Origin of the sequence: Stenotrophomonas sp. AS1 (assembly GCF_048957655.1) — a bacterium.
GTDB classification, from domain to species: Bacteria; Pseudomonadota; Gammaproteobacteria; order Xanthomonadales; family Xanthomonadaceae; genus Stenotrophomonas; species Stenotrophomonas bentonitica_A.
On record NZ_JARVXM010000009.1, the window covers coordinates 97,572 to 121,233 of the forward strand.

General features: G+C 68.2%; 21 protein-coding genes and 1 riboswitch. Of the genes, 4 read left to right on the forward strand and 17 right to left on the reverse strand.

The features are described from left to right. Nucleotides 1-291: 291 nt before the first annotated feature. The 12 genes from PV764_RS17570 to PV764_RS17625 all read right to left on the reverse strand — a co-directional run bounded on the left by PV764_RS17570 (nucleotide 292) and on the right by PV764_RS17625 (nucleotide 11,861). Entirely contained in the window at nucleotides 292-2,181 is a 1,890-nt protein-coding gene (locus PV764_RS17570) for an RpoH suppressor (RefSeq protein ID WP_421117174.1), read from the reverse strand. A 144-nt stretch (nucleotides 2,182-2,325) separates the two neighbouring features. Further along, a complete protein-coding gene (locus tag PV764_RS17575) occupies nucleotides 2,326-2,862 on the reverse strand; it encodes a lipocalin family protein (protein ID WP_070474369.1) in 537 nt (178 codons plus the stop codon). Between the two features lie 28 nt (nucleotides 2,863-2,890). Beyond that, nucleotides 2,891-3,964, reverse strand: a complete 1,074-nt coding sequence (locus PV764_RS17580) for a class I SAM-dependent methyltransferase (RefSeq protein ID WP_046272309.1) — start codon at nucleotides 3,962-3,964, stop codon at nucleotides 2,891-2,893. Continuing rightward, entirely contained in the window at nucleotides 3,961-4,758 is a 798-nt protein-coding gene (locus PV764_RS17585) for a DUF1295 domain-containing protein (protein WP_421117175.1), read from the reverse strand. The genes PV764_RS17580 and PV764_RS17585 overlap by 4 nt, the downstream gene beginning before the upstream one ends. After that, nucleotides 4,755-5,312 carry a DUF2878 domain-containing protein gene (locus tag PV764_RS17590; RefSeq protein WP_421117176.1) on the reverse strand — a complete coding sequence of 186 codons (558 nt, stop codon included), beginning with the start codon at nucleotides 5,310-5,312 and terminating at the stop codon, nucleotides 4,755-4,757. Before PV764_RS17590 ends, PV764_RS17585 begins: the two co-directional genes overlap by 4 nt. Nucleotide 5,313: 1 nt before the next feature. Further along, the gene (locus PV764_RS17595) at nucleotides 5,314-6,570 is read right to left on the reverse strand and encodes a class I SAM-dependent methyltransferase (RefSeq protein WP_421117177.1); all 1,257 of its coding nucleotides are present in this window, start codon (nucleotides 6,568-6,570) and stop codon (nucleotides 5,314-5,316) included. Then, on the reverse strand, nucleotides 6,567-7,334 hold the full coding sequence (locus tag PV764_RS17600; protein ID WP_046272305.1) for a DUF1365 domain-containing protein: 768 nt from the start codon (nucleotides 7,332-7,334) through the stop codon (nucleotides 6,567-6,569). Before PV764_RS17600 ends, PV764_RS17595 begins: the two co-directional genes overlap by 4 nt. After that, on the reverse strand, nucleotides 7,331-8,611 hold the full coding sequence (locus tag PV764_RS17605) for an NAD(P)/FAD-dependent oxidoreductase (RefSeq protein ID WP_421117178.1): 1,281 nt from the start codon (nucleotides 8,609-8,611) through the stop codon (nucleotides 7,331-7,333). Before PV764_RS17605 ends, PV764_RS17600 begins: the two co-directional genes overlap by 4 nt. A 1-nt stretch (nucleotide 8,612) precedes the next feature. Then, complete coding sequence (locus tag PV764_RS17610) at nucleotides 8,613-9,572, reverse strand: fatty acid desaturase (protein WP_046272303.1); 960 nt, start codon at nucleotides 9,570-9,572, stop codon at nucleotides 8,613-8,615. A 90-nt stretch (nucleotides 9,573-9,662) separates the two neighbouring features. After that, nucleotides 9,663-10,448: an anti-sigma factor gene (locus PV764_RS17615; RefSeq protein ID WP_421117180.1), complete on the reverse strand. Its 786-nt coding sequence runs from the start codon at nucleotides 10,446-10,448 to the stop codon at nucleotides 9,663-9,665. Then, nucleotides 10,445-11,008 (reverse strand): sigma-70 family RNA polymerase sigma factor, encoded by a 564-nt coding sequence (locus PV764_RS17620; RefSeq protein ID WP_046272301.1) that lies wholly within the window; start codon nucleotides 11,006-11,008, stop codon nucleotides 10,445-10,447. The genes PV764_RS17615 and PV764_RS17620 overlap by 4 nt, the downstream gene beginning before the upstream one ends. A gap of 70 nt (nucleotides 11,009-11,078) precedes the next feature. Continuing rightward, complete coding sequence (locus PV764_RS17625; protein ID WP_080341449.1) at nucleotides 11,079-11,861, reverse strand: hypothetical protein; 783 nt, start codon at nucleotides 11,859-11,861, stop codon at nucleotides 11,079-11,081. A gap of 103 nt (nucleotides 11,862-11,964) precedes the next feature. Continuing rightward, nucleotides 11,965-12,198: riboswitch (cobalamin riboswitch) on the forward strand. Between the two features lie 213 nt (nucleotides 12,199-12,411). Between PV764_RS17625 and metE the strand changes: the two genes are divergently transcribed. The 3 genes from metE to pncA all read left to right on the forward strand — a co-directional run bounded on the left by metE (nucleotide 12,412) and on the right by pncA (nucleotide 16,148). Continuing rightward, a complete protein-coding gene (metE, locus tag PV764_RS17630) occupies nucleotides 12,412-14,709 on the forward strand; it encodes a 5-methyltetrahydropteroyltriglutamate--homocysteine S-methyltransferase (RefSeq protein ID WP_421117181.1) in 2,298 nt (765 codons plus the stop codon). Nucleotides 14,710-14,779: 70 nt separating this feature from the next. Next, nucleotides 14,780-15,469, forward strand: a complete 690-nt coding sequence (locus PV764_RS17635) for an epoxyqueuosine reductase QueH (protein ID WP_421117182.1) — start codon at nucleotides 14,780-14,782, stop codon at nucleotides 15,467-15,469. A 52-nt stretch (nucleotides 15,470-15,521) separates the two neighbouring features. Continuing rightward, nucleotides 15,522-16,148, forward strand: coding sequence for a bifunctional nicotinamidase/pyrazinamidase (gene pncA, locus PV764_RS17640; RefSeq protein ID WP_046272299.1), 627 nt, complete (start codon nucleotides 15,522-15,524; stop codon nucleotides 16,146-16,148). Between the two features lie 201 nt (nucleotides 16,149-16,349). Here pncA and purU read toward each other — a convergent pair whose 3' ends face one another. Continuing rightward, the gene (purU, locus tag PV764_RS17645) at nucleotides 16,350-17,201 is read right to left on the reverse strand and encodes a formyltetrahydrofolate deformylase (protein WP_019184834.1); all 852 of its coding nucleotides are present in this window, start codon (nucleotides 17,199-17,201) and stop codon (nucleotides 16,350-16,352) included. Nucleotides 17,202-17,276: 75 nt separating this feature from the next. Next, nucleotides 17,277-19,949, reverse strand: a complete 2,673-nt coding sequence (gene aceE / locus PV764_RS17650) for a pyruvate dehydrogenase (acetyl-transferring), homodimeric type (RefSeq protein ID WP_019184835.1) — start codon at nucleotides 19,947-19,949, stop codon at nucleotides 17,277-17,279. A gap of 224 nt (nucleotides 19,950-20,173) precedes the next feature. Between aceE and PV764_RS17655 the strand changes: the two genes are divergently transcribed. Next, nucleotides 20,174-21,106 (forward strand): LysR substrate-binding domain-containing protein, encoded by a 933-nt coding sequence (locus PV764_RS17655; protein WP_026070052.1) that lies wholly within the window; start codon nucleotides 20,174-20,176, stop codon nucleotides 21,104-21,106. A 50-nt stretch (nucleotides 21,107-21,156) separates the two neighbouring features. Here PV764_RS17655 and PV764_RS17660 read toward each other — a convergent pair whose 3' ends face one another. Genes PV764_RS17660 through PV764_RS17670 form a run of 3 tightly spaced genes read right to left on the reverse strand, consistent with a single transcriptional unit; the run spans nucleotide 21,157 to nucleotide 23,650 of the window. Next, on the reverse strand, nucleotides 21,157-22,305 hold the full coding sequence (locus PV764_RS17660) for an NADH:flavin oxidoreductase/NADH oxidase (protein WP_421117183.1): 1,149 nt from the start codon (nucleotides 22,303-22,305) through the stop codon (nucleotides 21,157-21,159). Between the two features lie 58 nt (nucleotides 22,306-22,363). Next, the gene (locus PV764_RS17665) at nucleotides 22,364-23,182 is read right to left on the reverse strand and encodes an NAD-dependent protein deacetylase (RefSeq protein WP_102788836.1); all 819 of its coding nucleotides are present in this window, start codon (nucleotides 23,180-23,182) and stop codon (nucleotides 22,364-22,366) included. A gap of 54 nt (nucleotides 23,183-23,236) precedes the next feature. Next, nucleotides 23,237-23,650: an acyl-CoA thioesterase gene (locus PV764_RS17670; RefSeq protein WP_019184839.1), complete on the reverse strand. Its 414-nt coding sequence runs from the start codon at nucleotides 23,648-23,650 to the stop codon at nucleotides 23,237-23,239. Between the last annotated feature and the right edge of the window lie 12 nt (nucleotides 23,651-23,662).

The window sequence follows — 23,662 nt, forward strand, 5'->3', positions numbered from 1 at the left end:
CCCAGAATGTTGGCCCCGACGTGGCGGGTAGAGTCGACCGTTGGTCGACTTGCCTCCGGTGCCGGGAATGTTGCCCCCGACATGGCGGGTAGAGTCGACCGTTGGTCGACTTGCCTCCGGTGCCGAGACGGCTGACCCGTCGCGGAGAGCAGCCGACCACCGGTCGGCTCTACCGGTCGTGTGACGCTTCATGAGCAGCCGACCAACGGTCGGCTCTACCGGTCGTGTGACGTGTCATGGGCAGCCGACCAATTGCCGGCATTTGCGATCACGACGCGGTCCATCTCCGGCTCAATAGATCGGCGTCACTTTCATCTGCGGCAGCGGCCGGGGCGCACCGTCGGTGAGGTCCGGCCCCAGGTCTTCCCAGATCTGGCCCTGCTCGACCATGTGCCGCCACAGCTGCTGCGATTCGCGGCGCTTGTCTTCCGAGCTCAAGCGGTAGGACGGCGGCACCGGCGTTCCCGTGGCAACGCTCTGGTATGCATCCGAGTACGCTGCCACCCGCTGCGCGGGGTCATCGGTGCGCGCCACATCCAGCGTGTAGCGCTGGTAGGCCGAGGCCAGATTGCGCCAGCGGATCCAGTAATGGTTGCCGAAGGAGAAATCGCAGAAGCGCTCGCCGGCGATGCTGCCCTTGTCGGCGATGCGGCTGAGCACGGCCTGTGGCATGTTCAGGTTCATGCCGCCTTCGTCGCCCTCCAGCGCCACATGCACGATGCGGTCACGGTAGCCCGGCGCGCGGGCCTGCAGCACATCGCGCCAGTTCTGCATGGTCGAGACGATCGAAAAGAGAAAGCCGGACATTTCCGCGGCGGCCAGCGGTTGCGCGATGGAATGGTAGGTGCGCTGCCAGCCATGGCGGTTCTCGGTCGGCAGGAAAACCGCCTGCTCCGCCCGCGCATGCGTATCGCCGTGGGCCAGCACGCTGATCGCCTCGGCGTGACGCGGATACACCAGATTGATGCCGAAGGTCGGCCAGCGCGGCAGCGCGGCGTCGAACAGGTGGATCGGAAAGTTGCTGCTGATCCCGCCATCGGAGAACCAGCACACACGGAACGCGGCGATCACCGGGCCACAGCTCTGGCCACCACTGGTGAGCCCTTCCATGCTGTCGGCGACGTTGGTGTTGTCGCGTCGGGGCTCGGCATCGGCGACCGGCGCGCAGCGACGCTCGCGCCGGGCCGGCTCGTGCAGTGGCACTGCGCTGATGAGTAGTGGGAAGCTCAGGCTCATGCGCGTGGCCACCAGCACCGGCAGGTCCTCGCCATCGACCAGGCGGTAGTAGTCGCGCCCCTCGACGTGTTCGGGAGTGCCGGCGCGCGCGACCAGCCAGTCGACCACGCTGGCCGGGAACAACTGCGCGAACTCCTCGCGCAGGAACCAGAAGTGCGCCGAGTTGAACGGCAGCGTGCGCGGTTCGGTGTGGGAGACGCAGGTGGTGATCATCTGCAGCGTGATCGCGTGCGCGCCACTGGGCTCGCCGGGATAACGTGGTGCGGCATGCAGGTCGCCGAAGGTCAATGGCTGCTCGTCCGGCTTGCCGGCCAATGCCTGCAGCTGGGTGTGCAGCCAATCCGTCAGCGCCGGTGCGGAAGCGTTCGGCTGGGTGCTGCCATTGCACAGCCCAAGCAGGTTACGCCGTGCCACGCGCGCCACGCGCAGTGCCGAGGCCAGCACGCCAGCGCCGTAGGCGCACAGCAACGACGGCAGCAGCGTCGCCCAGATGCCGTCGATGCCCCCGGCGAGGTAACCGATGCCGAGCAGGCCCGCCAGTGAGACCAGCAGTTCCAGCGGTGCGATCGCGAATACCGCGGCGAGCAGGCAGGCAATCTTGCGCAGCAGGCCAGCCTTGCCGGTCAGCATCACCAGCAGGCGGTAGGCGGTACGCGCGCCATACGCCGGCTGGAACAGGCTGTGGATGAAGCCCTGCCGGGACAACTGCGCCGATACCCCGGCCAGCCCCGGAAAGCCTACCGCCGCGGCCACCGGCTCACCGGCCTGGCGTCGCCGGTCACCCAGCGCCGCTGCAGCGGCCACGGCAGCGGCAATGGCGCCGGCCGAGGTGCCGCCGATGCTCTTGAAGCGGTACTCGCGGGCCAGCGACAGCACCGCGTTGGGATACACGATGCCGCTGGTGATGCCGCCCTTCATGACCAGATCGCAGTACTTGTCCGCCACGTTGCCGTCCTCTGTCCGCCCGTGCGCGGCCGATCCGCACACCCTCCCCGCCTGCCCCCGCAACGATGCAGGGGCCAAAGAGGTCGATGGCGACAGTATCGCCCGTGCGCTTCTCAGGGCCTGAGAAGCGCGGCACGGAACGGCCTATTCGGCCTTGCCGGACTGCGGCACGCGCCGCACCTGGGAGAGGTCATAGCCCAGCGCGGCGACCCGGGTCATCGCCGCCTGGTAGTCCGCGTCGGAGATGGTCGGCGTGCGGGCCATCAGCCACATGTAGTCGCGCTTGCTGCGGCCGACGATGGTCTGCTGGTACTCCGCGTCCAGGTAGACGATCACGTACTCGGCCTGGATCGGCCAGATGAACTGCATGCCCCAGACCGCGCCGCCGGTGCCGTCCTTGACCGTCCCGACCGGGTGCATGGTCTTGACCGGCGCCTGGAAGCTGCCCTTGCGATAGCGGAAGGTGGTCTGGATGCGGCCATCCGGACGCAGTGCGTAGGATTCCACTGCGTCGAACGCCTCGCGCTCGGGCCGGCTGGGGATATGCGCGATCACATACCAGTCGCCCATGAAGCGCGGCACGTCCACGTGCGCCACCGGCGGGATCGGACGGGTGTTGCCACTGCAGCCGCCGAGCATCATGCCGACAGCCAGCAGGGGAATGAGAGCGCGGATCGACATGACGGCTTCCTCCAGGAACGTGGGGTGATCACGGACGGTTGAACAGGTAATGGGCCACCTGCCACTGCTGGCCCTGCTGATAGCCGAACAGTTCCGCGCAGGCCATCCAGAACATGCGCCAGCGCTGGTGCCACAGTGCGGCCGAAGCATCGCCGTAGGTCTGGCGCAGCACGGCCATCACCGCCTCTTTCTCGCGATCCTGGTTGGCCAGCCAGTGATTGGCGGTGCGCTCGTAGTGGGTGCCATCGAGCAGCCAGCGCTGCTGCAGCTGCAGGTGCTGCTGGAAGAACAGCAGCGTATCGGCCGCGGGCATCAGGCCACCGGTGAAGAAATGGCGGCCCATCCAGTTGTCGTCGCCCTCGGTCTCGAACGGGTACATCAGCGTGCGGTGCACGAAGATATGCACGAACAGCTTGCCCTCGGGGCGCAGCCAGCGGTGGATGCGCTGCAGCAGCTGCGGGTAGTTGCGCATGTGCTCGAACATCTCGATGGAGACACAGCGGTCGAAGGTCTCCGCATCCAGCATCAGATGGTTCACGTCACGGGTCAGCACGGTGACGTTGATCAGGCCACGCGCGCGACACTGGCCCAGGATGTACTCGCGCTGGCTGTTGGAGTTGGAGACAGCGGTGATCTGCGCGTTCGGGTAGCGCTCGGCCATCCACAGCGTCAGCGACCCCCAGCCGCAGCCCAGTTCCAGGATGTGCTGTCCATCGGCCAGCTGCGCGCGCTCGCCGTACAACGCGAGCATCGCCTCTTCGGCCTCGTCCAGCGTTTCGCTGCCCGTGGCGTAATAGCAGCTGCTGTACTTCAGGCGCTTGCCCAGGCAGCGATGGAAGAACGCGGCCGGCACTTCGTAGTGCTGGCGATTGGCCGCATCCACGTGCAGCGCCACCGCGCTGCTGGCCAGCCCGGCAATACGCGCGGCAAAGCGCTGCGACTGGACCTGCTGGCCACCGGCAAGCTCTTCGCGCAGGCGCTGCTCGCACTGGCGGCGGATGCCCAGCCGCAACAGGGCATCGGGCACCAGCCCACGTTCGGCCAGGCCGGTCAGGCCCGGTGCGTAGTCCGGCAGGGGCAGTTGGTCACTGGCGACATTCACGGTGAAGACTCCTTGCGGGCATGCAACGAACGGGAGGGGAACCACGGGAACAGCATCGGCGTGGTGCGCTGGTACTCGCGGTAATCCTCACCGCGCGAGCGCAGCGCCTGCGCCTCGGTGAAGGGAATGCCGCTGACCCAGCGCAGGAACACGTACATCACCAACGGGCCCGACCACGCCAGCCACCACAGCGGCGACTGCACGGCCAGCAGCACGTAGGTGAACCAGTGCAGCCACTCGAAGAAATAGTTGGGGTGCCGCGAGTAGCGCCACAGACCGTCACGACAGGTCTTGCCCTTGTTCGCGGGATTCGCGCGGAAGCGCGCCAGCTGGCGGTCGGCGATGGATTCACCACTCACGCTCAGCAGCCACATCGCCACTGCGGCGATCAGCCAGCCCCAGCCCCGCGGTTGCGGATTGACCGCCACGGCCACGAACGGCAGCGCGAACAGCACGATCAGCAGGGCCTGGAACTGGAAGAAGCCGAAGATCTTTCCCTGGTGGCCGTTCCAGTGCCTGCGCAGGTGCTGGTAACGGCCATCCTCGGGTTCGCTGCGCACGCGGTGCCACAGGTGCAGCGCCAGGCGTGAACCCCACAGGCCACCCAGTACCGCCAGTGCGATCCGTGGCATCGCCGCACCATCGCCGAGCAGGGCCAGCAACAGGGCCGACGCGCCGACGCCCTTGGCCCAGAGCACATCGACCACGCCGATGTTCTGGTGCCGGCGTTGCCACCACCAGCCCCAGGTCATGATCACGGCGGCATACAGCCACACCACCCACAGCATCTTCATCGTGTCTCTCCAGGAGCGAGTGTGGTCAAGGGGGCCGTGCGGCCCTGCCAATGGCGGGCGCAGGCGGCCAGCAGCGGCAGCGCGACCGCCCAGCCGAGGCCGAGCAGCAGCACGCCGTGCCACTGCGGTGTGTCGAACACCACCGAGGACCAACCGCGCGCAGCGGACAGATACGCCAGCGGCGCCAGCAGCAGGCCGACCACGGCGGCGGCAATGAGATGCCGCTGCAGCACCGCGAACGACACCGTCAGCGTCATCGCGAAGGCGGCCCACAGGGCCAGAATCCAGACTGGAGCGATCCACGCGCGCTCATTGGCAGCCGCGTAGGTCACCCACCCGGACGCACCCGCCAGCCCATCCACGAGCAGGCCGCACCCGATCGCCACCAGCATGAGCCTGAGCTCCACCGACGGCTGCGTCGACAACGCCAGCTGGCTGCCCACGTAGGCCGCAGCCGCCACCAGTGCCGGCCAGCGCAGCCCGTGGCCGGCACCGATCACGGCGCACAGCCACACCAGCTGGTTGCCGATCACGTTGGCCCAGAATCGTGTCACTTCAGCCTTCCCCGGCAATCAGCGCGGGCCGGTAGGCCGGACGCGCCATCAGCAGGTGCGAGACGCCGATGGAGCGCTCCAGGAAGCCCCCCTCGCAGTAGGCCAGATAGAACTCCCACAGGCGGATGAAAGATGCATCGAAGCCCTGTGCGCGTACCGCAGGCAACTGGGCCAGGAAGCGCTGGCGCCAGGCACGCAGGGTCAGCGCATAGGACGGGCCGAAATCATGTTGGCCGATCAACTGCAGGTCGCTGCTGCGGGTCTTGGCGGCGACGATCGCGTTGATCGACGGAATGAAACTGCCGGGAAACACGAAGCGCTTGATGTAGTCGACGCTGCGCCGGGCCTGCTCGTAGCGCTGGTCTTCGATGGTGATGGCCTGCAGCAGCGCCAGGCCATCGTCCTTGAGCAACCGGGTGAGCGTGGCGAAGTAGGTGTCCAGGTACTGCGCGCCGATCGCCTCGATCATCTCGATGGAGACCAGCTTGTCGTACTCGCCCTCCATATCGCGGTAGTCCTTGAGCAGCAGGGTCACCTTGTCCTGCAGGCCGGCCGCCTCCACCCGCTGCCGGGCCAGCGTGTACTGCTCGACCGAGATGGTGGTGGTGGTGACGTGGCAACCGATGTGCCGCGCCGCGTACAGCGCAAAGCCGCCCCAGCCGGTGCCGATCTCGACCACGCGATCGGCGGCGGTGAGCTGCAGCTGCTCGCAGATGCGCGCAAGTTTGCGCTCGGAGGCCGCCTCCAGCGTGTCGTCCGGGCTCGCATACAGCGCCGAGGAGTACATCAGGTCCGGAGACAGGAACAGCGAGAAAAACGGATTGCCCAGATCGTAGTGCGCCGCGATGTTGCGGCGGCTGCCTTCGCGCGTATTGCGACGCAGCCGGTTCCAGCCCTTCAGCAACCAGCCACCGACACGCGCCGGCCCGCCCTCCATGCCATCGAGCAGATCCCGGTTGCGCACCAGCAGCCGCACCAGCGCGACCAGATCATCGCAGCGCCAGTCGCCACGGATGTACGCCTCGCCTGCGCCCACACTGCCCTGCGCGGCCACTGCGCGATAGAAGGCCGGGTCATCCACCCAGACCGTCACCTGTGGCGTGGCCTGTGGATCACCGATCACGACGTCACCGAGCGCATCGCGCAGGCGCAGATGGCCGCCACGCAGCGGGGCGAGCTGAGCCAACAGGCGCCCACGCAGGAACCCTTCAAGGGCGGACGGCTGCGGCAGGGCCACCGCACGGGTCATGTCGTTCATGGGGATTTTCCAGCAAGAGAAGGGTGGTCATGGACGGGGTTGCGCTTGAGCCACAGACGCAGCGCCTGCCAGTGGATCGCGGCAACCACCTTGAGCGTCATCAGCGGGTAGCGCAGCAGCACGCCGGCCAGGCCGCGCCCGGTGAGCGGATGGCGCTGCATCACCAGATCGGCATCGAACTGGCACGTCCCTTCGCGCCAGACCTGCATGTGCACGTGCAGGTCCTCGCCGGGCGCGGTGAAGCGCCAGCGGTACTCGCAGTCCATCTGCATGAAGGGCGAGACGTGGAACTGCTTGTCGAACGACCAGCACAGCGCGCGGCCCTGGGCGTCGGCCTGCGCCACCGGCAGCACGTAGGCGTGGCGCTCCTTCCAAGGCGTGTTGGTGATCTCCGCCACGATGCTGTCCAGCGTCGTGCCGTCGGCGGCGTAGCAGTAATAGAAGCTCACCGGATTGAACACGTGGCCGGCATACCGCGGATGCGTCAGCAGGCGGATCGGGCCCTGCGGCGCGCGGCCCAGGGCCTGGGTGATGCGTTCGCGCACGGCCTCGGCCAGCGGTTGCCCGGGCGCGCCGAGATAATCACTGCGGCGGAACTCCACCACGTTGCGGCGGCCCACCGACCATAGCCAGCGACCCTCGAACAGACGCGGCAGTTCGTCCAGATCCAGCAGCAGCTGCGCGATCGGGTAGCCGAACGCGTGCGGGTGCGGCGTGTGCCGCCGGTGGCGCATCCAGCCGCGATAGATCGCACTGGCGCTCATGCCGGCAGTGCCTCGGCCAGCGGCCAGTAGGCCTCGGCATCCAGCGCCTGCAGCGCATCGACCACACGGCGGGCGCTACGGATGCCATCCTCGTGGAAACCCCAGCCCCAGTAGGCGCCAGCGAACCAGGTACGGCGATGGCCCTGGATCTCGGCCCAACGCTGCTGTGCACGCACCATCGCGTGGTCGTGCACCGGGTGCGCGTACTGCAGGCGGCGCAGCACGCTCGCGGGATCGATCGCATTGCTGCGGTTGAGCGTGACCACCAGCGGCGTGGGCGTTTCGATGCCCTGCAGCAGGTTCATGCAGTAGCTCACCGTGCACGGCGCCAGCGGATCGCGCGGCACATGCGCATTCCAGGCCGCCCAAGCCTTGCGGTTACGTGGCAACAGACTTGCATCGGTATGCAGCACCACCTCGTTGGGCTGGTAGCGGATCGCACCCAGTACCGCGCGCTCGGTGAGATCGGCATCGGACAGCAAGGCCAGGGCCTGGTCACTGTGGCAGGCCAGCACCAGCTGGTCGAAGCCCTCCAGCCCCGCAGCGCTGTGCACGCGCACGCCATGCTCGTGGCGCTCCACCCCGAACACGGGACACTCCAGCCGCTCGCGGACCTGCCAGCGGCTGCGCAGCGCATCGATGTACCGTGCCGAACCGCCCTGCACTACCCGCCACGGCGCGCGCCCGGTCATCTGCAGCATCTGGTGGTTGGCCATGAACTGCACCAGGTAGCGTGCCGGGAAGGCGGCCAGACTGGCCGTGGGCGAGGACCACAGCGCCGAGGCCATCGGCAGCAGGTGTTCGTCGATGAAGGTGCGACCGTAGCGGCCCTTGGCCAGGAATTCGCCCAGCGAGGGGCCGTCATCGTCACGCTCGAGCAGCGCCGGTGCTTCGCGGTAGAAACGGCGCAGATCACGCAGCATCCCCCAGAAGCGCGGCGAAACCAGATTGCGGCGCTGGCAGAACAGCGTATCCAGCGAGGTGGCGTTGTACTCCAGCCCAGTGCGCTCGCTGTGCACCGAGAAACTCATGGTGGTCGGCTGCGAGGCGACGCCCAGTTCCTCGAAGAGCCCGGTGAGCAGCGGATAATGCGCGGGGTTGAACACGATGAAGCCGGTGTCCACCGCGTGCGTGCGGCCGTCGACCTCCACCTCATGGGTGTGGGTGTGGCCCCCCAGGTAGTCGTTGGCCTCGAACAGCGTCACTTCGTGCTGCTGGCTCAGCCACCACGCACTGGAGAGGCCGGCGATGCCCGATCCGATCACGGCGATACGCATGTCAGTGCTCCGCCTTGGCCAGCACCCAGGCCGGCACGGGTTTGAGATCGCGCACCAGGCCCAGCGCAGCCATCGCCCGCAGGCCGTACCAGGTGACATCCACTTCCCACCAGTAGAAGCCCTGGCGCGCGGTACCCGGGAAGAAATGGTGATTGTTGTGCCAGCCTTCGCCGAACGTCAGCAGGGCGAGCCACAGGTTGTTGCGGCTGTCATCACCGGTGTTGAAGCGCTGGCGGCCGAAGCGGTGCGCCAGCGAGTTGATCGTCACCGTGGCATGGAACAGCACCACGGTGGAAATGAAGAATCCCCACACCAGCATCTGCCCGCCGCTGGTGCCCCAGGACGGCGCGATGCGCTCGAGCAGGGCGCCCAGGCCGAACAGGGCAGCGGCCAGTGCGATCGGCACCAGCGTGTCGAAGCGGTCCAGCCAGCGCAGTTCGGGGTACTTGGCCAGGTCCGGAATGCGCGACCAGTCGGTGCGGAAGCCTTCCACGGTGAGGAACCAGCCCATGTGGCTCCACCAGAACCCATGCACCGAGGGCGAGTGCGGATCAGCCGCGGTGTCGGTGTGACGGTGATGGTTGCGATGATGCGCGGCCCACCACAGCGGCCCACGCTGCACGCTGGAGGCGCCGATCAGCGCGAAGATGAACTGCACGGTGCGCGACGTGCGGAACGTGCGGTGCGAGAAGTAGCGATGGTAGAACGCGGTGATCGCGAACATCCGGACCGCGTACAGGGCCAGCGCCACGCCCACCGCGACCCAGGAGACACCTACCCAGATCACCGCCAGACAGGCCAGGTGCATCGCCGCGAAGGGGATCGCCCGCACCCAGTCCACGCGCTGCGGCTGGTCCACCGCGGCGGCTGCATCGGCGCTGGTATCGAACCAACGCCACAGCGTGGCCCAGCGGCGTCGCTGTGCGGTGCGTCCTGCGTCGGGGGTGGGGCTGACCGACATGAATCGCTTCTCCTGAGGCGTTATCAGGAGATACGGGAGCCGGCGGCGTTTGGATGCACGGATCCGGAAAATAATTCCGGACGTGCGCGGTTACAGGTTCGCGATGTCGCCCTTGGCGATGATGGGGCCGGTCGGAATGCCCTGTGGCGCACCGGTGGCCGGCTCGAGCGTGATCGCCAGCACCGAGCCGTTCACAAGCGCATCACGCAGCGCGTCTGGAACGGCAACCGTGTGCGCGCGATCGATGGAGACCAGACCGAGCGAGCGCGGTGCGCCTCCGGCCGGGATCAGCCACAGCTCCGGCGCGCGTCCGGCGGCATCGGCTGCGGCCGGGACCGGCACCATCAGCACCTTGCCCTGGGTTTTGTCGACCGAGGCCAGCCAGCCCGGGGTGCCATCGTCGTGGAGCAGCGGCGTGACCGGCCTGGTCGCCTGCTCCGGCTCGGCCGGCGTCGGCGGCGTGGTGGGTGTGACCGCGACCGGCGTGGACACCGGTGCGGTCGGCGCCAGGTCACGGCGGCTGAACACTGCCACCAGTGCAAGCGCGGCAGCCAACGCGGTCATGCCCTGCCAGAACCCGGTGCGCTGCCAGAGGCGCGGGGAGCCGGCCGATGCGGCAGGCCAGCCCAGCGAGGTGCGGATGCGTGGCCACAGATGCGCAGGCACCGGTTCACTGCCGAGCGATGCGAGCAGGGGCGCGAGGCGGTTCTCCCACTGCGTCACCAACCGTGCAAAGCCGGGATCGCTGGCGATGCGCCGTTCGGCGCCGGCGCGCTGGGCGGCATCGAGCACCCCAAGCACGTACTCGCCAGCCAGGATGTCGGCGCCCGGCGGCTCGCCGTCGTCATGCAGATCATGGAGGTCGCGGACGTTCATCGTTCCAGGCACACGCGAAGTTGGCCCAGCCCGCGGCGGATCCAGCTTTTCACCGAGCCCAGCGGCGAGCCGATGCGGCCCGCCAGTTCTTCATAGCTGGCGCCTTCCAGGAACGCCAGCCGGATCAGGGAGCGACGGCGCGGCTCCAGGGTCTCCAGACAGTCCTGCAGGCGCTCGTGGTCGGACGCCTGCTCGGCCACCTGGGCCGGCTGCGGCGCGACATCAGGGAGTTCCTCGGCGACGGACAGATCATCCAGCGCGCGCGGCGGCGCGGCCCGCAGGCGGTCGATCGCGCGGTTGCGGGCCAGCATCGACAGCCAGGTCATGGCCGCCGCCTTGGCGCGGTCGAACTGCGCCGCCTTGTTCCAGACCGCGGTGAAGACCTCCTGCAGGACCTCTTCGGCATCCCCGCGGTCGCGCAGCACATGCAGGCAGATGGCGAACAGGCGGCCGGAGGCCAACTGATAGACCGATTCGAACGCCTGGCGATCCCCGCCGGCGACCCGGGCAAGCAGTTCATCCAGGCGGTGTGATGCGGCGGCGGCGTCCAGCTCGGGCATTGCAGGCTCAATGTCGATAACGGGCGTATCGGCATCCTCGTTGCTCCCGGCGCCGTCTGCAAGGGGGCGATCAGGCACCGCATGTCTTCACCAGCGGCTGCGTCCGCGCGGCGGACAACTCGGCCGCAGGCGTGGCAACCGGTGCCGCCGGAAACTCGACCCGCACCTGCGGGTACCTGCCCTTCTCGTCACGGACGTTGCCGGTGCCGGTGAACTGCAGCAGGCGCTGGTCGGCGGTGGCATAGACCAGCGTGACCGCCGGCACCGCGAAGCCGAACCAGGCGTCGAGCTTCATCTGCAGTTGCTCGGCCGGCTCGCCCTGCCAGCTGACCGCGCCGGTGCGCTGGAGTTTCAACGGCACCAGGCGCTGCCGACTGGGCAGCAGGAACTGGAAGGCCACGCTCTGCCCGGCCTGCAGCGCGGCCCAATGACTGCGCACCGCCGCATCGAAACCGGCATCCACCACCGCCCCCGAAGGAAGGGTGATGGCACGGCTGAAGGTGGGTGCCTGGGCGCTGGCGCGGACCGATACCTGGCGGTCGGCGGCACGGCCGCGCACCCCTTCCTGATAGCCATCGCGGCCATCGTCCAGGGTGAAATCCGGTGTCTGCGGGCTGCCCTGCGGCGTCATCCACTTGCGCGCGAACGGGCGGCCGTCACTGCAGCGGTACAGCACCAGCCGCGACTGGGCACTCGCCGGCCCCTGCAGCCAATGGGTCTCGCGATACAGCAGGCGGCCATCGGCAGTGGCGTACGCGCGGCCTTCCTGGCGCTGCACGGTCTGATCGGCGGCACTTACGGGGGCGGCGATCACCGACAGCAGCAGGATCAGGCAGGGCAAGGGCTGGCGCATGGAGGTCCAAACGGGCGGGCTTGCAGGGAGATACGCAGGCGGCGGTGGTTTGGATGCAGTGGGCGGATCGCGCAGACGACTTGACCATCGCTCCGCTTCGGCCTACCTTGTGCTCGCCGAAGGTATCTATCGCTTCATGCAGATGAAGGGATGGATTTAAACGGGAATCCGGTGAAGGCGCCTTGCGCGCCCATTCCGGAGCTGCCCCGCAGCGGTGAATGGAAACGACACCTGCCAACAGCACTGGGCCCTCGGGCCTGGGAAGCGGCAGGGAGTAGGTGGGCGCCCGCGCCCGTGTCCATCAGCCCGAATACCGGCCCCGGCCGGGGGACACGACCGTCTCCTGATTCGACCTGGAACGTCCGCGGGGAGGTTGCCGGGGCCTGCCGCCCTGCCGCCTGCATGGCGCTGCCCCCGTGCGTCCGCTTCACGGCATCCGGTTCGCCCGCGGGGGCGAAGGTCGCTGGCGGGGCGGAACGGGCTGCAAGGCCCCGGACGGCGCGCGGTTCCTTCGTTCCTCAATGCCCCTACGCAAAGAGGACACGTTCCAATGACCACTGTTACCAACCTGGGTTTCCCGCGCATCGGCGCCAAGCGCGAACTCAAGCGCGCGCTCGAAGCCTTCTGGTCCGGCGAGAGCAGCGCCGCGTCGCTGCAGGACACTGCGGCCGAGCTGCGCGAGCGCCACTGGCAGCTGCAGCGCGAGGCCGGCGTGGATGTGCCACCGAGCAACGATTTCAGCCTGTATGACCAGGTGCTCGATGCCGCCTTCCTGTTCGATGCGATCCCGGTCCGTTATCGCGCGCTCGCCGATGCCGAGCCGCTGAGCGGCTACTTCGCGATGGCGCGTGGCCTGCAGCGCGATGGCATCGACCTGCATGCGCTGGAAATGACCAAGTGGTTCGACACCAACTACCACTACCTGGTGCCGGAACTGCAGGCCGGCCAGGCCTTCACGGTGCGCGGCGACAAGCCGCTGGCCGAATACCGCCAGGCCAAGGCGCTGGGGATCGAGACCCGGCCGGTGCTGATCGGGCCGGTCACCTTCCTGCGGTTGTCCAAGACCACCGATGGCAGCAACGCGCTGGATCTGCTCGATGCGCTGCTGCCGGTGTACGTGCAGCTGCTCGGCGAACTCAAGGCGGCCGGCGCGGCGTGGGTGCAGCTGGATGAGCCACTGCTGGTGCAGGACCTGGACGAGGCCACGCGCGCCGCGTTCGAACATGCCTATGCGGTACTGGCGCAGGCCGCGCGCCCCAAGGTGCTGGTGGCGACCTACTTTGGTGCGTTGGAGGACAACCTCGCGCTGGCCGCGGCGTTGCCGGTCGATGGCCTGCATGTGGACCTGGTGCGCGCACCGGAACAGCTCGACGCGGTGATCAAGGCGCTGCCGGCCGGCCGCGTGCTGTCGGCCGGCCTGGTCAACGGCCGCAACATCTGGCGCACCCACCTGGACAACGCGCTGGTGCTGGCGCGCTACGCCCACGGCCATGTAGGCAGCGATGCGCTGTGGCTGGCGCCATCGTGTTCGCTGCTGCACACCCCGGTCGATCTCGACCACGAAAAGAAGCTGGACGACGAACTGCGCAGCTGGCTGGCGTTCTCCAGGCAGAAGCTCGGCGAGCTGCGCGTGCTGGCCGATGCGATCGATGCACCGGCGCGTGCCGAAGCGCCGCTCGCCCATTCGCGCGAGTGCATCGAATCGCGCCGTCGTTCGCCACGCGTGCACAACCCGGCCGTCGCCGCCCGCCTGGCCGCACTGACCCCGGCCGATGCGCAGCGCCACAGCCGCTATCCGCAGCGCCACCTGGCGCAGGCCGCGGCGCTGAAGCTGCCGCGCTTCCCGACCACCACCATCGGCTCGTTCCCGCAGACACTGGAAGTACGTGAGGCGCGTGCCCGCAACAAGTCCGGCAAGCTGTCCGATGCGGATTACGATGCGTTCCTGGCCACCCAGACCGAACACTGCGTGCGCGTGCAGGAGCAGATCGGGCTGGACGTGCTGGTGCACGGCGAGTTCGAGCGCAACGACATGGTCGAGTACTTCGGCGAGCAGCTCCATGGCTTCGCCTTCACCAAGAATGGTTGGGTGCAGAGCTACGGCTCGCGCTGCGTGAAGCCGCCGGTGATCTTCGGCGATGTGACGCGCCCGCAGCCGATGACCGTGCGCTGGTCGCAGTACGCGCAGTCGCTCACCCAGCGGCCGATGAAGGGCATGCTGACCGGCCCGGTGACGGTGCTGCAGTGGTCGTTCGTGCGCGATGACCAGTCCCGTGCGGACACCTGCCGGCAGATCGCACTCGCCCTGCGCGATGAAGTGACCGACCTGGAGGCCGCCGGCATCGGCGTGATCCAGATCGACGAGCCGGCGATCCGCGAAGGCCTGCCGCTGCGCCGTGCGCAGTGGCGCGACTACCTGGACTGGGCGGTGGAAGCGTTCCGGATCAGTGCCAGCGGCGTGCGCGATGCAACCCAGATCCACACCCACATGTGCTACTCCGAGTTCAACGACATCATCCACTCGGTGGCCGCCATGGATGCGGACGTGATCTCGATCGAGACCTCGCGCTCGCGCATGGAACTGCTTGATGCCTTCGTGCGCTTCCAGTATCCCAACGAGATCGGCCCGGGCGTGTATGACATCCATTCCCCGCGCGTTCCGGACAAGGCCGAGATGCTGGCCCTGCTGCGCAAGGCCGCCGAAGTGCTGCGCCCGGAGCAGATCTGGGTCAACCCGGACTGCGGCCTGAAGACCCGTGGCTGGCCGGAAACCCGTGCCGCGCTGGAAGCGCTGGTGGCCGCCGCGCGTGAACTGCGCGAGGAAACGGCAGACGCCAACGCCGCGTGATCGCCTCTTTGTAGACCGCCCCAAGGACCCCATCGCCGCCGTTGCCGGCGGTGGGGTCGACGAGAAACGCATGAACCTGCATGACCTGAGACCGATCGACCGACCCACCCTGTCCCTGCCCGACGGGCACACCAGACTGTTGCTGCATTCGTGCTGCGCACCGTGCTCGGGCGAGGTGATGGAAGCGATCACCGCTTCCGGCATCGATTACACGATCTTCTTCTACAACCCCAACATCCACCCGGTAAAGGAATACGAACTGCGCAAGCAGGAGAACATCCGCTTCGCCGAGAAACATGGCGTGCCGTTCGTCGACGCCGACTACGACACCGACAACTGGTTCTCGCGTGCGCGCGGCATGGAGAACGAGCCCGAGCGCGGCATCCGGTGCACGATGTGCTTCGACATGCGCTTCGTGCGCACCGCGCTGTACGCGCATGAGAACGGCTTTGCGGTGATCAGCAGCTCGCTGGGCATCTCGCGCTGGAAGGACATGAACCAGATCAACGACTGCGGCCACCGCGCCGCCGCACACTACCCGGGTATCCAGTACTGGGACTACAACTGGCGCAAGGGCGGCGGTGCCGCGCGGATGGTGGAGATCAGCAAGCGCGAGCAGTTCTACCAGCAGGAGTACTGCGGCTGCGTGTACTCGCTGCGCGACGCCAACCGCCACCGCCGCGAGACCGGCCGCGAGCGCATCAAACTGGGCGTGCTGTACTACGGCGATGGCACCTCCCGGCAGGGCGACGCCGACTGACCGCTGCGGGGGCGTCGGCTAGACTGGGCGCCCCCACCGTCGTGAAGCCGCCATGAGCCGTTACCCCGCCGATGTCGCCCTGGTCGTGATCGACCTGCAGCCGGACTTCATGCCCGGTGGCGCACTGGCCTGCGTGGACGGCGATGCGATCGTGCCGGACATTGCGGCGCTGCTGGCCGAACGCCGTTACGGCACCGTGGTGGCGACCCAGGACTGGCACCCGGCCGACCACGCCTCCTTCGCCAGCCAGCACCCGGGCCACCTCCCGTTCGAGGCGATCCTGCTGCACGCGCAGCCGCAGACCCTGTGGCCGGACCACTGCGTGCAGGGCAGCGCCGGTGCCGCGCTGCACCCGGGCGTGGACTGGACGGTGGCTGACCTGATCCTGCGCAAAGGCACCCGCCGCGCGGTGGACTCGTACAGTGCCTTCCGTGAAAACCACGGTCCCGACGGGACCCGCCCGGCCACCGGCCTGGCCGGCTGGCTGCATGAGCGCGGCATCCGCGAGGTGCATGTGTGCGGCCTGGCGCGCGATTACTGCGTGCTGTGGAGCGCGCAGGATGCGGTGAAGTCCGGCTTCCGGGTCAAATTCCATTGGGACCTGACCCGGCCGGTGACCGACGCCAACGATGGGATGGTGCGCGAGGCGTTGGCGAAGGCGAAGATCGCGGTGATCTGACGGGTGAACCCGGGCGCCGGTCCGAACGGCGTACCGACCAACGGTCGGTACCTGCCGGATCAAAGAACGATCGGCGGGTGCCAGCCGTGCGCGGGTAGTGCCGGCCGCTGGCCGGCTCCCGATACCGTTCGGGGCGTGCGAGGAGCCGGCCAGGGGCCGGCACTACCGGAGCGTCGTACACCAACGGTGGGTTCCTGCCCGTCAGCGGAAGACGACGGTGCGATGCCCGTTGCGCAGGATCCGATGCTCCACATGCCGGCGTACCGCGCGGGCCAGCACCTGCGATTCGGTATCGCTGCCCAGCCGCACCAGATCGCGCGGCGTCATCGCGTGATCCACGCGCGCCACGTCCTGCTCGATGATCGGGCCTTCGTCCAGATCCGGGGTCACGTAGTGCGCGGTCGCACCGATGATCTTGACCCCGCGGGCGTGCGCCTGGTGATACGGCTGCGCGCCCTTGAAGCTGGGCAGGAAGCTGTGGTGGATGTTGATCGCCCGCCCGGCCAGCGCCTCGCACAGGCGCGGCGACAGAATCTGCATGTAGCGCGCCAGTACCACCAGGTCGATCTGCTCGCGTTCGACCAGGTCGATGATCTGCTGCTCCTGCACGGCGCGGTTGTCCGCGTTGACCGGCAGGTGATGGAAGGGCACGCCGTACGAGCCGGCCAGCGCGGCGAAGTCCTCGTGATTGGAGGCCACCGCCGCGATGTCCACCTGCAGCTGCCGGCTGTGCGCACGGAACAGCAGGTCATTGAGGCAATGCCCCTGCCTGCTCACCAGCACCAGCAGCCGTGCCCGGCGGCGGGCATCATGCAGTTGCCAGTCCATGCCGAATTCGGCGGCCAGCGTGGCCATGCGGGCTTCCACGTCGCCCAGTGACTGATCGGCGGCCCGATCGAAGTGCACGCGCAGGAAGAACCGGCCGCTCTCGTCGTCGCCGAACTGCTGGGCATCGAGGATGTTGCAGCCCAGCTCGAACAACAGGCCGGACACACGGTAGACGATCCCGGTACGGTCCGGGCATGACAGGGTGAGGATGGAATCGGGGCGCATCCGGCCAGTGTAAGCGAGCACCGCCGGGCTGCGGTCGATGCTCTCAGATGCAACCAAGGGTGCCCGTGCCAGCAGTTACACCGCCGTCGGGTCCACCTTTTCCACATCGATCCCGTACCGGTCGATCGCCACCTGCAGCTGGGCACGTTCGATCCGGCCCTCATCGGCCAGCGACTTGAGCGCGGCAAGCACGATGAAGTGGCGGTCGACTTCAAAGAACGTACGCAGTGACTCGCGCGTGTCCGAGCGGCCGAAGCCATCAGTGCCCAGGGCGGTGAAGCGGCGGCCATCGATGAAGGGACGGATCTGGTCGCCGACGATCTTCATGTAGTCGGTGGCCACGATCACCGGGCCGGGGTGCGCGGCCAGGCACTGTTGCACGTACGGCACCCGCGGTTCCTGCACCGGATGCAGCAGGTTCCAGCGCTCGACCGCCAGGCCATCGCGGCGCAGCTCGGTGAGGCTGGTGGCGCTCCACACGTCGCTGGCTATGCCGAAGTCCTGCTGCAGCAGCGACGCCGCGGCTTCCACTTCGCGCAGGATCGCGCCGCTGCCCATCAGCTGCACGCGCAGCGCGGGGTCGCTGTCGGCGGCGGCGGGGTGCAGCAGGTACAGGCCCTTGAGGATGCCCGCTTCACTGCCTTCGGGCAGTGCCGGGTGCGGATAGGCCTCGTTGAGCACGGTGATGTAGTAGTAGATGTCTTCCTGGTCCACGTACATCCGGCGCAGGCCGTCCTGGATGATCACCGCCAGTTCGAAGTTGTAGGTGGGATCGAAGGAGACGCAACTGGGGATCACCGAGGACAGCACATGGCTGTGGCCGTCGTCGTGCTGCAGCCCCTCGCCCATCAGCGTGGTACGCCCGGAGGTGGCACCGAGCAGGAAGCCGCGGGTGCGCGCATCGGCAGCCGCCCAGGCCAGGTCGCCCACGCGCTGCAGGCCGAACATCGAATAGAAGATGTAGAACGGAATCGTGGCCAGGCCGTGGTTGCTGTAGGCCGTGCCGGCGGCGATCCATGAGCAGATCGCACCGGATTCGTTGATGCCTTCCTGCAGGATCTGGCCGTCCTTGGCTTCCTTGTAATAGCTCAGCTGGCCGGCGTCCTGCGGGGTGTACAACTGGCCGAGGTAGGAGTGGATGCCGATCTGGCGGAACAGGCCTTCCATGCCGAACGTGCGTGATTCATCGGGCACGATGGGGATGATCAGCTTGCCCAGTTCGGGGTCCTTGAGCAGCGTGGTGAGGATGCGCACGAAGCCCATCGTGGTGGACTGGCCGCGTTCGCCACTGCCCTGCAGCTGGGTGGCGAAGGCCGACAGCGCCGGCACCGGCAACGGATCGACGTGGGTCAGGCGCGCCGGCAGCTGGCCGCCCTGGGCTTGGCGGCGCTGCGCGAAGTAACGCGCTTCGGCGCTGCCCGGCGCCGGGCGCAGGTAGGGCATCTCCTCCAGCTGGTCGTCACTGACCGGCAGATCAAACCGATCACGGAACGCACGCACCGCATCGGCGCTCATCTTCTTGAGCTGGTGGTTGATGTTCTGGCCTTCACCGGCCTCGCCCATGCCGAAGCCCTTGACCGTCTTGGCCAGGATCACGCTTGGCCGGCCGTTGCCGGCGACCGCCTGCGCGTAGGCGGCGTAGACCTTCTGCGGATCGTGACCGCCGCGCGCGAGCGCCCAGATCTCGTCATCGCTCAGGTCCGCGACCAGGGCCAGCAACTCGGGATACTTGCCGAAGAAATGCTCGCGCACATAGGCACCGTTCTGCGACTTGAAGGTCTGGTAGTCGCCATCCACGCATTCCATCATGCGCTGGCGCAGCAGGCCGGTGCTGTCCTTGGCCAGCAGCGCGTCCCAGCCACCGCCCCAGATCACCTTGATGACGTTCCAGCCGGCGGCACGGAAGGTGCCTTCCAGTTCCTGGATGACCTTGGCATTGCCGCGCACCGGACCGTCCAGGCGCTGCAGGTTGCAGTTCACCACGAACACCAGGTTGTCCAGGCGCTCGCGGCCGGCCACCGAGATCGCCGCCAGCGATTCGGGCTGGTCCATTTCGCCATCGCCCAGGAAGGCCCAGACCTTGCGGCCCTGGTGCTCCTTCAACCCGCGGTATTCCAGATAGCGCATGTAGCGCGCCTGGTAGGCGGCGGTGAGCGGCCCCAGCCCCATCGAGACCGTGGGGAACTGCCAGAAGTCCGGCATCAGGCGCGGGTGCGGATACGAGGACAGGCCATCGCGGTCGGATTCGCGGCGGAAGTTGTCCATCCGTTCCGGTGCGATGCGGCCTTCGACGAACGCACGGCCGTAGATGCCCGGCGCCGAGTGGCCCTGGATGTAGATCATGTCGCCGTCGAAGGTGTCGGTGCGGCCGCGGAAGAAGTGATCGAAGCCGACGTCGTACAGCACCGCTGCGGACTGATACGTGGCGATGTGGCCGCCCACGTTGGAGTGCTTGCCGGCGCGCAGCACCATCACCATCGCGTTCCAGCGGATCATCGCGTTGAGCCGGCGCTCGATGCCGAGGTCGCCCGGGTAGGCCGGCTGGCGTTCCACGGGAATGGTGTTGGTGTACGCCGTCCACACACGGCCATGCAGGTCGCCATGGCGGGCCGTGTCCAGCTCGGTCAGCTGGTCCATCAGGTAGTGCGCGCGCGGGCGGCCGGCGGCGTGGATGACCGCCTCCAGCGACTCACGCCATTCCTGGGTTTCCTGCGGGTCGGTATCGAGGGGGGCGAGCGCTGGGTTCATGTCCATCTCCGGGGAAGGCTGCCAGGCCGTGCGCAGGACGCGACGGCAGCGGGGGCGGCACAACGCGGAAGCGGCGTCGCCCAGGCTGCGGAGCCGGGCGAGCAGGCAACCTGGCGGTTGCGGGACAGGCACGATAAGCAGGGCCCAGCGAGGCGGGTAGACCGGATGGGCTTGGCGCTTTATAAAGAAATTCTTTCCAATGGAGCGCGAGAATGGCGGCCAGCATGAACATTCTCCAATCAATCCGCAGTTTCATCCGGACCGCCGATGCCGGCAGCCTGGCCGCGGCCGCGCGGACGCTGGGGGTCAGTCCGGCCGCGGTCGGGCAGAACATCGCCCGGCTGGAGGCGCATCTGGGCGTGCGCCTGCTCAACCGCACCACCCGGACCCTGGCCCTGACCGAGCGCGGCGCGCTGTACCTGGCCCAGGTGCGCCATATCGAGCGCGACCTGCAGCGCGCCCAGGCTGCCGTGACCGATCTGGACGCCACGCCCGAAGGGCGCCTGCGGATCGCCAGCAGCACCGCCTTCGGCCGGCACGCGCTGGCGCCGCTGCTGCCCTCGCTTCAGGCGCGTTTCCGGCGCCTGGCGATCGAACTGCTGCTCACCGACCGCAGCGTGGACCACGCCCACGAAGACGTGGACGTGAGCATCCGGATCGAGCCGCAGTTGGAGGAAGGCCTGGTGGCGCGCCCGATCGCGCAGGTGCCGTTCGTGTTCTGCGCGGCCCCGTCCTATCTCGCGCGGGCTGGCATTCCGCTGACGCCGGAGGCGCTGCGCGAGCACCGCTGTCTGCTGCTGCGCTACCCGCTGGACGGGCGCTATCTGCCGTGGGGCTTCGTGCGCGACGGCATGCGTTTCGATGCCGAGGTCGCCCCGGCGCTGGTCAGCGACGACATCGATGCGCTGGCCGCGATGGCAGTCGCCGGCGGCGGCATCACCCGGCTGGCTGCGTTCGTCGCCGCGCCCTATCTCGCGCGCGGTGAGCTGCAGGCGCTGTTCGAGCCCGGCGATGCGGAGAGCACGCAGGCCTCACCGGAGCCGATGCGGTTGTTCCTGTGCGTCAGCGATCGCCGCGATCTGACCCCGAAGGTGCGGGCGCTGATGCAGCACATCATCGAGGGGCTGCCGCCCGCATGGCGGGTGGACGCCGGCTGAGCGCAGGGCCACCCGGATGCCGGCCAGCGGCCGGCACGACCTTTCTCGGGTCAGCGTTCCGGGGCGATGAACACGCCGCGGGCTTCGCGCGGTTCGCAGCGCAGGTACTGCGGTGCCGGTGCCACCGAATCGCCGAGTGCGGCGGCGGCATGCCACGGCCAGCGCGGGTCATAGAGGATGCCGCGGGCCAGCGCGATCGCATCGGCGTGGCCATGGCGCAGGATCGACTCGGCCTGCGAGGGCTCGGTGATCAGGCCCACCGCGATGACCGGCATGCGCAGCTTGTGCGCCTTGATCGCCTGCGCGAACGGCACCTGGTAGCCCGGCGACAGCGGAATCTGCTGGCGCGGATCATTGCCGCCACTGGAGACATGCAGGAACTGGCACCCGCGCGCGTCCAGCACGTGCGCCAGGGTCGTGCTCTGCTCGATATCCCAGCCGCCGGCCACCCAGTCGCTGGCGGAGATGCGCACACCGACGGCAATGCGATCGGACACCGCTTCGCGCACCGCATCGAACACACGCACCAGCAGGCGCATGCGGTTCTCCAGCGAGCCGCCGTATTCGTCCTCGCGGCGGTTGCTCAGCGGCGACAGGAACTGGTGCAGCAGGTAACCGTGCGCGGCATGCAGCTCGATCAGGTCCATGCCGACGCGTTCAGCGCGACGGGCCGCCGCCGCGAAGGCGTCCACGATCGCATCGATGCCGGCCAGGTCCAGTTCGGTCGGCGTCGGATCGGTCTTGGCGAACGGCAGAGCGGACGGCGCGACCGTGGGCCACGAGCGCGGATCGGACGGGTCCATCGCGCCGCCGCCTTCCCACGGCTTGTTGACCGAGGCCTTGCGGCCGGCATGGCCCAACTGCACGCCCAGCGGCATCGGCGACCACTGCCTGACCGAGGCCACGACCGAGGCCAGCGCGGCTTCGGTAGCGTCATCCCACAGGCCCAGATCGGCCCAGCTGATGCGGCCTTCCGGCAGCACGGCGGTGGCTTCCAGGATCAGCAGGCCGGCGCCGGACTGCGACAGCTGCCCGAGGTGGATGCGGTGCCAGTCATTGGCGAGGCCGTCGGTGCAGGAGTACTGGCACATCGGCGCGATCACGATGCGGTTGGGCAGGGACAGCGGGCCGAAGGAAATGGAGGAAAAGAGCTGGCTCAAGGGGGGAACTCGGGAAGAGGAAATGGAACCGGGCGCCATTGCACTCCTGTGCGGCGGCGGAGGCAACCGTGCCAGTGGATCAGTGTTTCGCAGCGGCTCAGGCGGTGGCGGTCCCCGGCAGCAGGAAGGCCAGCGCGTCGGCGCAGGACTGGTCGACCTTCAGGCTCAGCAGCGCATCGGCGCGGGTAAGCCCGCGGTTGAGCGCGGCGATCGGCAACCCGGCCTGGGCCGCGGCCTGCACGAAGCGGAAGCCGGAATAGACCATCAGCGAGGAGCCGACCACCAGCACCGCATCGGCGCGCTGCAGATGGTCGTGAACGGTGGCCACGCGCTCACGCGGCACGCTTTCACCGAAGAACACGACATCCGGCTTGAGTACGCCGCCGCAGGCCGGGCAGGCCGGCACCTGGAAGGACGAGAAATCGATGTTCAGATCAGCATCGCCGTCTGGCGCCTGTGCGGCCTCCAGGTGCTCCCAGCCCGGGTTGAGCGCCAACAGCCGCTGCTGGAACGCCTCGCGCGGCGTACGCGCTTCACAGCCCATGCAGCGCACCTGGTCCAGCCGACCATGCAGATCGATCACCGCTTCGCTACCGGCCCGCTGATGCAGCCGGTCGACGTTCTGGGTGAGCAGCAGCTCGACCTGGCCACGCGCTTCCAGCGCAGCGAGCGCGGCGTGCGTGCGGTTCGGCTGGGCCCAACCGAACCGTGGCCAGCCCAGCAGGCTGCGCGCCCAATAGCGCTGGCGCGTGGCCAGCTCACCCATGAATGCCTGATAGGTGACCGGCGGCGTCCGCTTCCACTGGCCATCGGCATCGCGGTAATCCGGGATGCCCGAATCGGTGCTGCAGCCCGCGCCGGTCAGCACGAACAGGCGCTGGGCGCGGTCGATGAACTCGGCGAGAGGTGTGCTCATGGACAGCAGATGGGGGCGCAGGGGGGGTGAGGCAATCCGGAGATCGGCAGCCGCTTACGGGCCCGGGATGTCACCCGGCAGCGACGGGACACTGGTCGGGTGGCCGTCGGCATCCAGCGCGATCATCACGAAGTGCCCGCGCGTGCACAGCTTGCGCTCGCCGGTGTGGAGATCTTCGGCGATCAGTTCCACTTCCACCTTCATCGAGCTGCGCCCGACTTCGACGATGCGGCCGACGGTTTCCACCATCTGGCCGATGCGGATCGGCAGCTTGAAATCGACCTGGTCCGAGCGCGCGGTGACCACGGTGCGGCGCGAGTAGCGGGCCGCGGCCAGGAACGCCGCCTTGTCCATCCAGGCCAGTGCCTGGCCACCGAACAGAGTGCCCAGGTGGTTGGTGTGGTTGGGGAACACGATCTCGGCCATGCGGACTTCGATGGGCGGGATGGTTTCGGGGATCGGGGTCATGGCGGGGGCCGG

Excerpts from the sequence above, each read along its gene's own strand:
- PV764_RS17605 (WP_421117178.1), bottom strand. The coding sequence starts at position 8,611 with ATGCGTATCGCCGTGATCGGATCGGGCATCGCCGGCCTCTCCAGTGCG.
- PV764_RS17625 (WP_080341449.1), bottom strand. The coding sequence starts at position 11,861 with ATGCGCCAGCCCTTGCCCTGCCTGATCCTGCTGCTGTCGGTGATCGCC.
- PV764_RS17660 (WP_421117183.1), bottom strand. The coding sequence starts at position 22,305 with ATGGCGCCCGGTTCCATTTCCTCTTCCCGAGTTCCCCCCTTGAGCCAG.
- PV764_RS17575 (WP_070474369.1), bottom strand. The coding sequence starts at position 2,862 with ATGTCGATCCGCGCTCTCATTCCCCTGCTGGCTGTCGGCATGATGCTC.
- PV764_RS17670 (WP_019184839.1), bottom strand. The coding sequence starts at position 23,650 with ATGACCCCGATCCCCGAAACCATCCCGCCCATCGAAGTCCGCATGGCC.
- PV764_RS17615 (WP_421117180.1), bottom strand. The coding sequence starts at position 10,448 with ATGAACGTCCGCGACCTCCATGATCTGCATGACGACGGCGAGCCGCCG.
- PV764_RS17595 (WP_421117177.1), bottom strand. The coding sequence starts at position 6,570 with ATGAACGACATGACCCGTGCGGTGGCCCTGCCGCAGCCGTCCGCCCTT.
- PV764_RS17655 (WP_026070052.1), top strand. The coding sequence starts at position 20,174 with ATGAACATTCTCCAATCAATCCGCAGTTTCATCCGGACCGCCGATGCC.
- PV764_RS17600 (WP_046272305.1), bottom strand. The coding sequence starts at position 7,334 with ATGAGCGCCAGTGCGATCTATCGCGGCTGGATGCGCCACCGGCGGCAC.
- aceE (WP_019184835.1), bottom strand. The coding sequence starts at position 19,949 with ATGAACCCAGCGCTCGCCCCCCTCGATACCGACCCGCAGGAAACCCAG.
- purU (WP_019184834.1), bottom strand. The coding sequence starts at position 17,201 with ATGCGCCCCGATTCCATCCTCACCCTGTCATGCCCGGACCGTACCGGG.
- metE (WP_421117181.1), top strand. The coding sequence starts at position 12,412 with ATGACCACTGTTACCAACCTGGGTTTCCCGCGCATCGGCGCCAAGCGC.
- pncA (WP_046272299.1), top strand. The coding sequence starts at position 15,522 with ATGAGCCGTTACCCCGCCGATGTCGCCCTGGTCGTGATCGACCTGCAG.
- PV764_RS17635 (WP_421117182.1), top strand. The coding sequence starts at position 14,780 with ATGAACCTGCATGACCTGAGACCGATCGACCGACCCACCCTGTCCCTG.
- PV764_RS17665 (WP_102788836.1), bottom strand. The coding sequence starts at position 23,182 with ATGAGCACACCTCTCGCCGAGTTCATCGACCGCGCCCAGCGCCTGTTC.
- PV764_RS17610 (WP_046272303.1), bottom strand. The coding sequence starts at position 9,572 with ATGTCGGTCAGCCCCACCCCCGACGCAGGACGCACCGCACAGCGACGC.
- PV764_RS17585 (WP_421117175.1), bottom strand. The coding sequence starts at position 4,758 with ATGAAGATGCTGTGGGTGGTGTGGCTGTATGCCGCCGTGATCATGACC.
- PV764_RS17620 (WP_046272301.1), bottom strand. The coding sequence starts at position 11,008 with ATGCCCGAGCTGGACGCCGCCGCCGCATCACACCGCCTGGATGAACTG.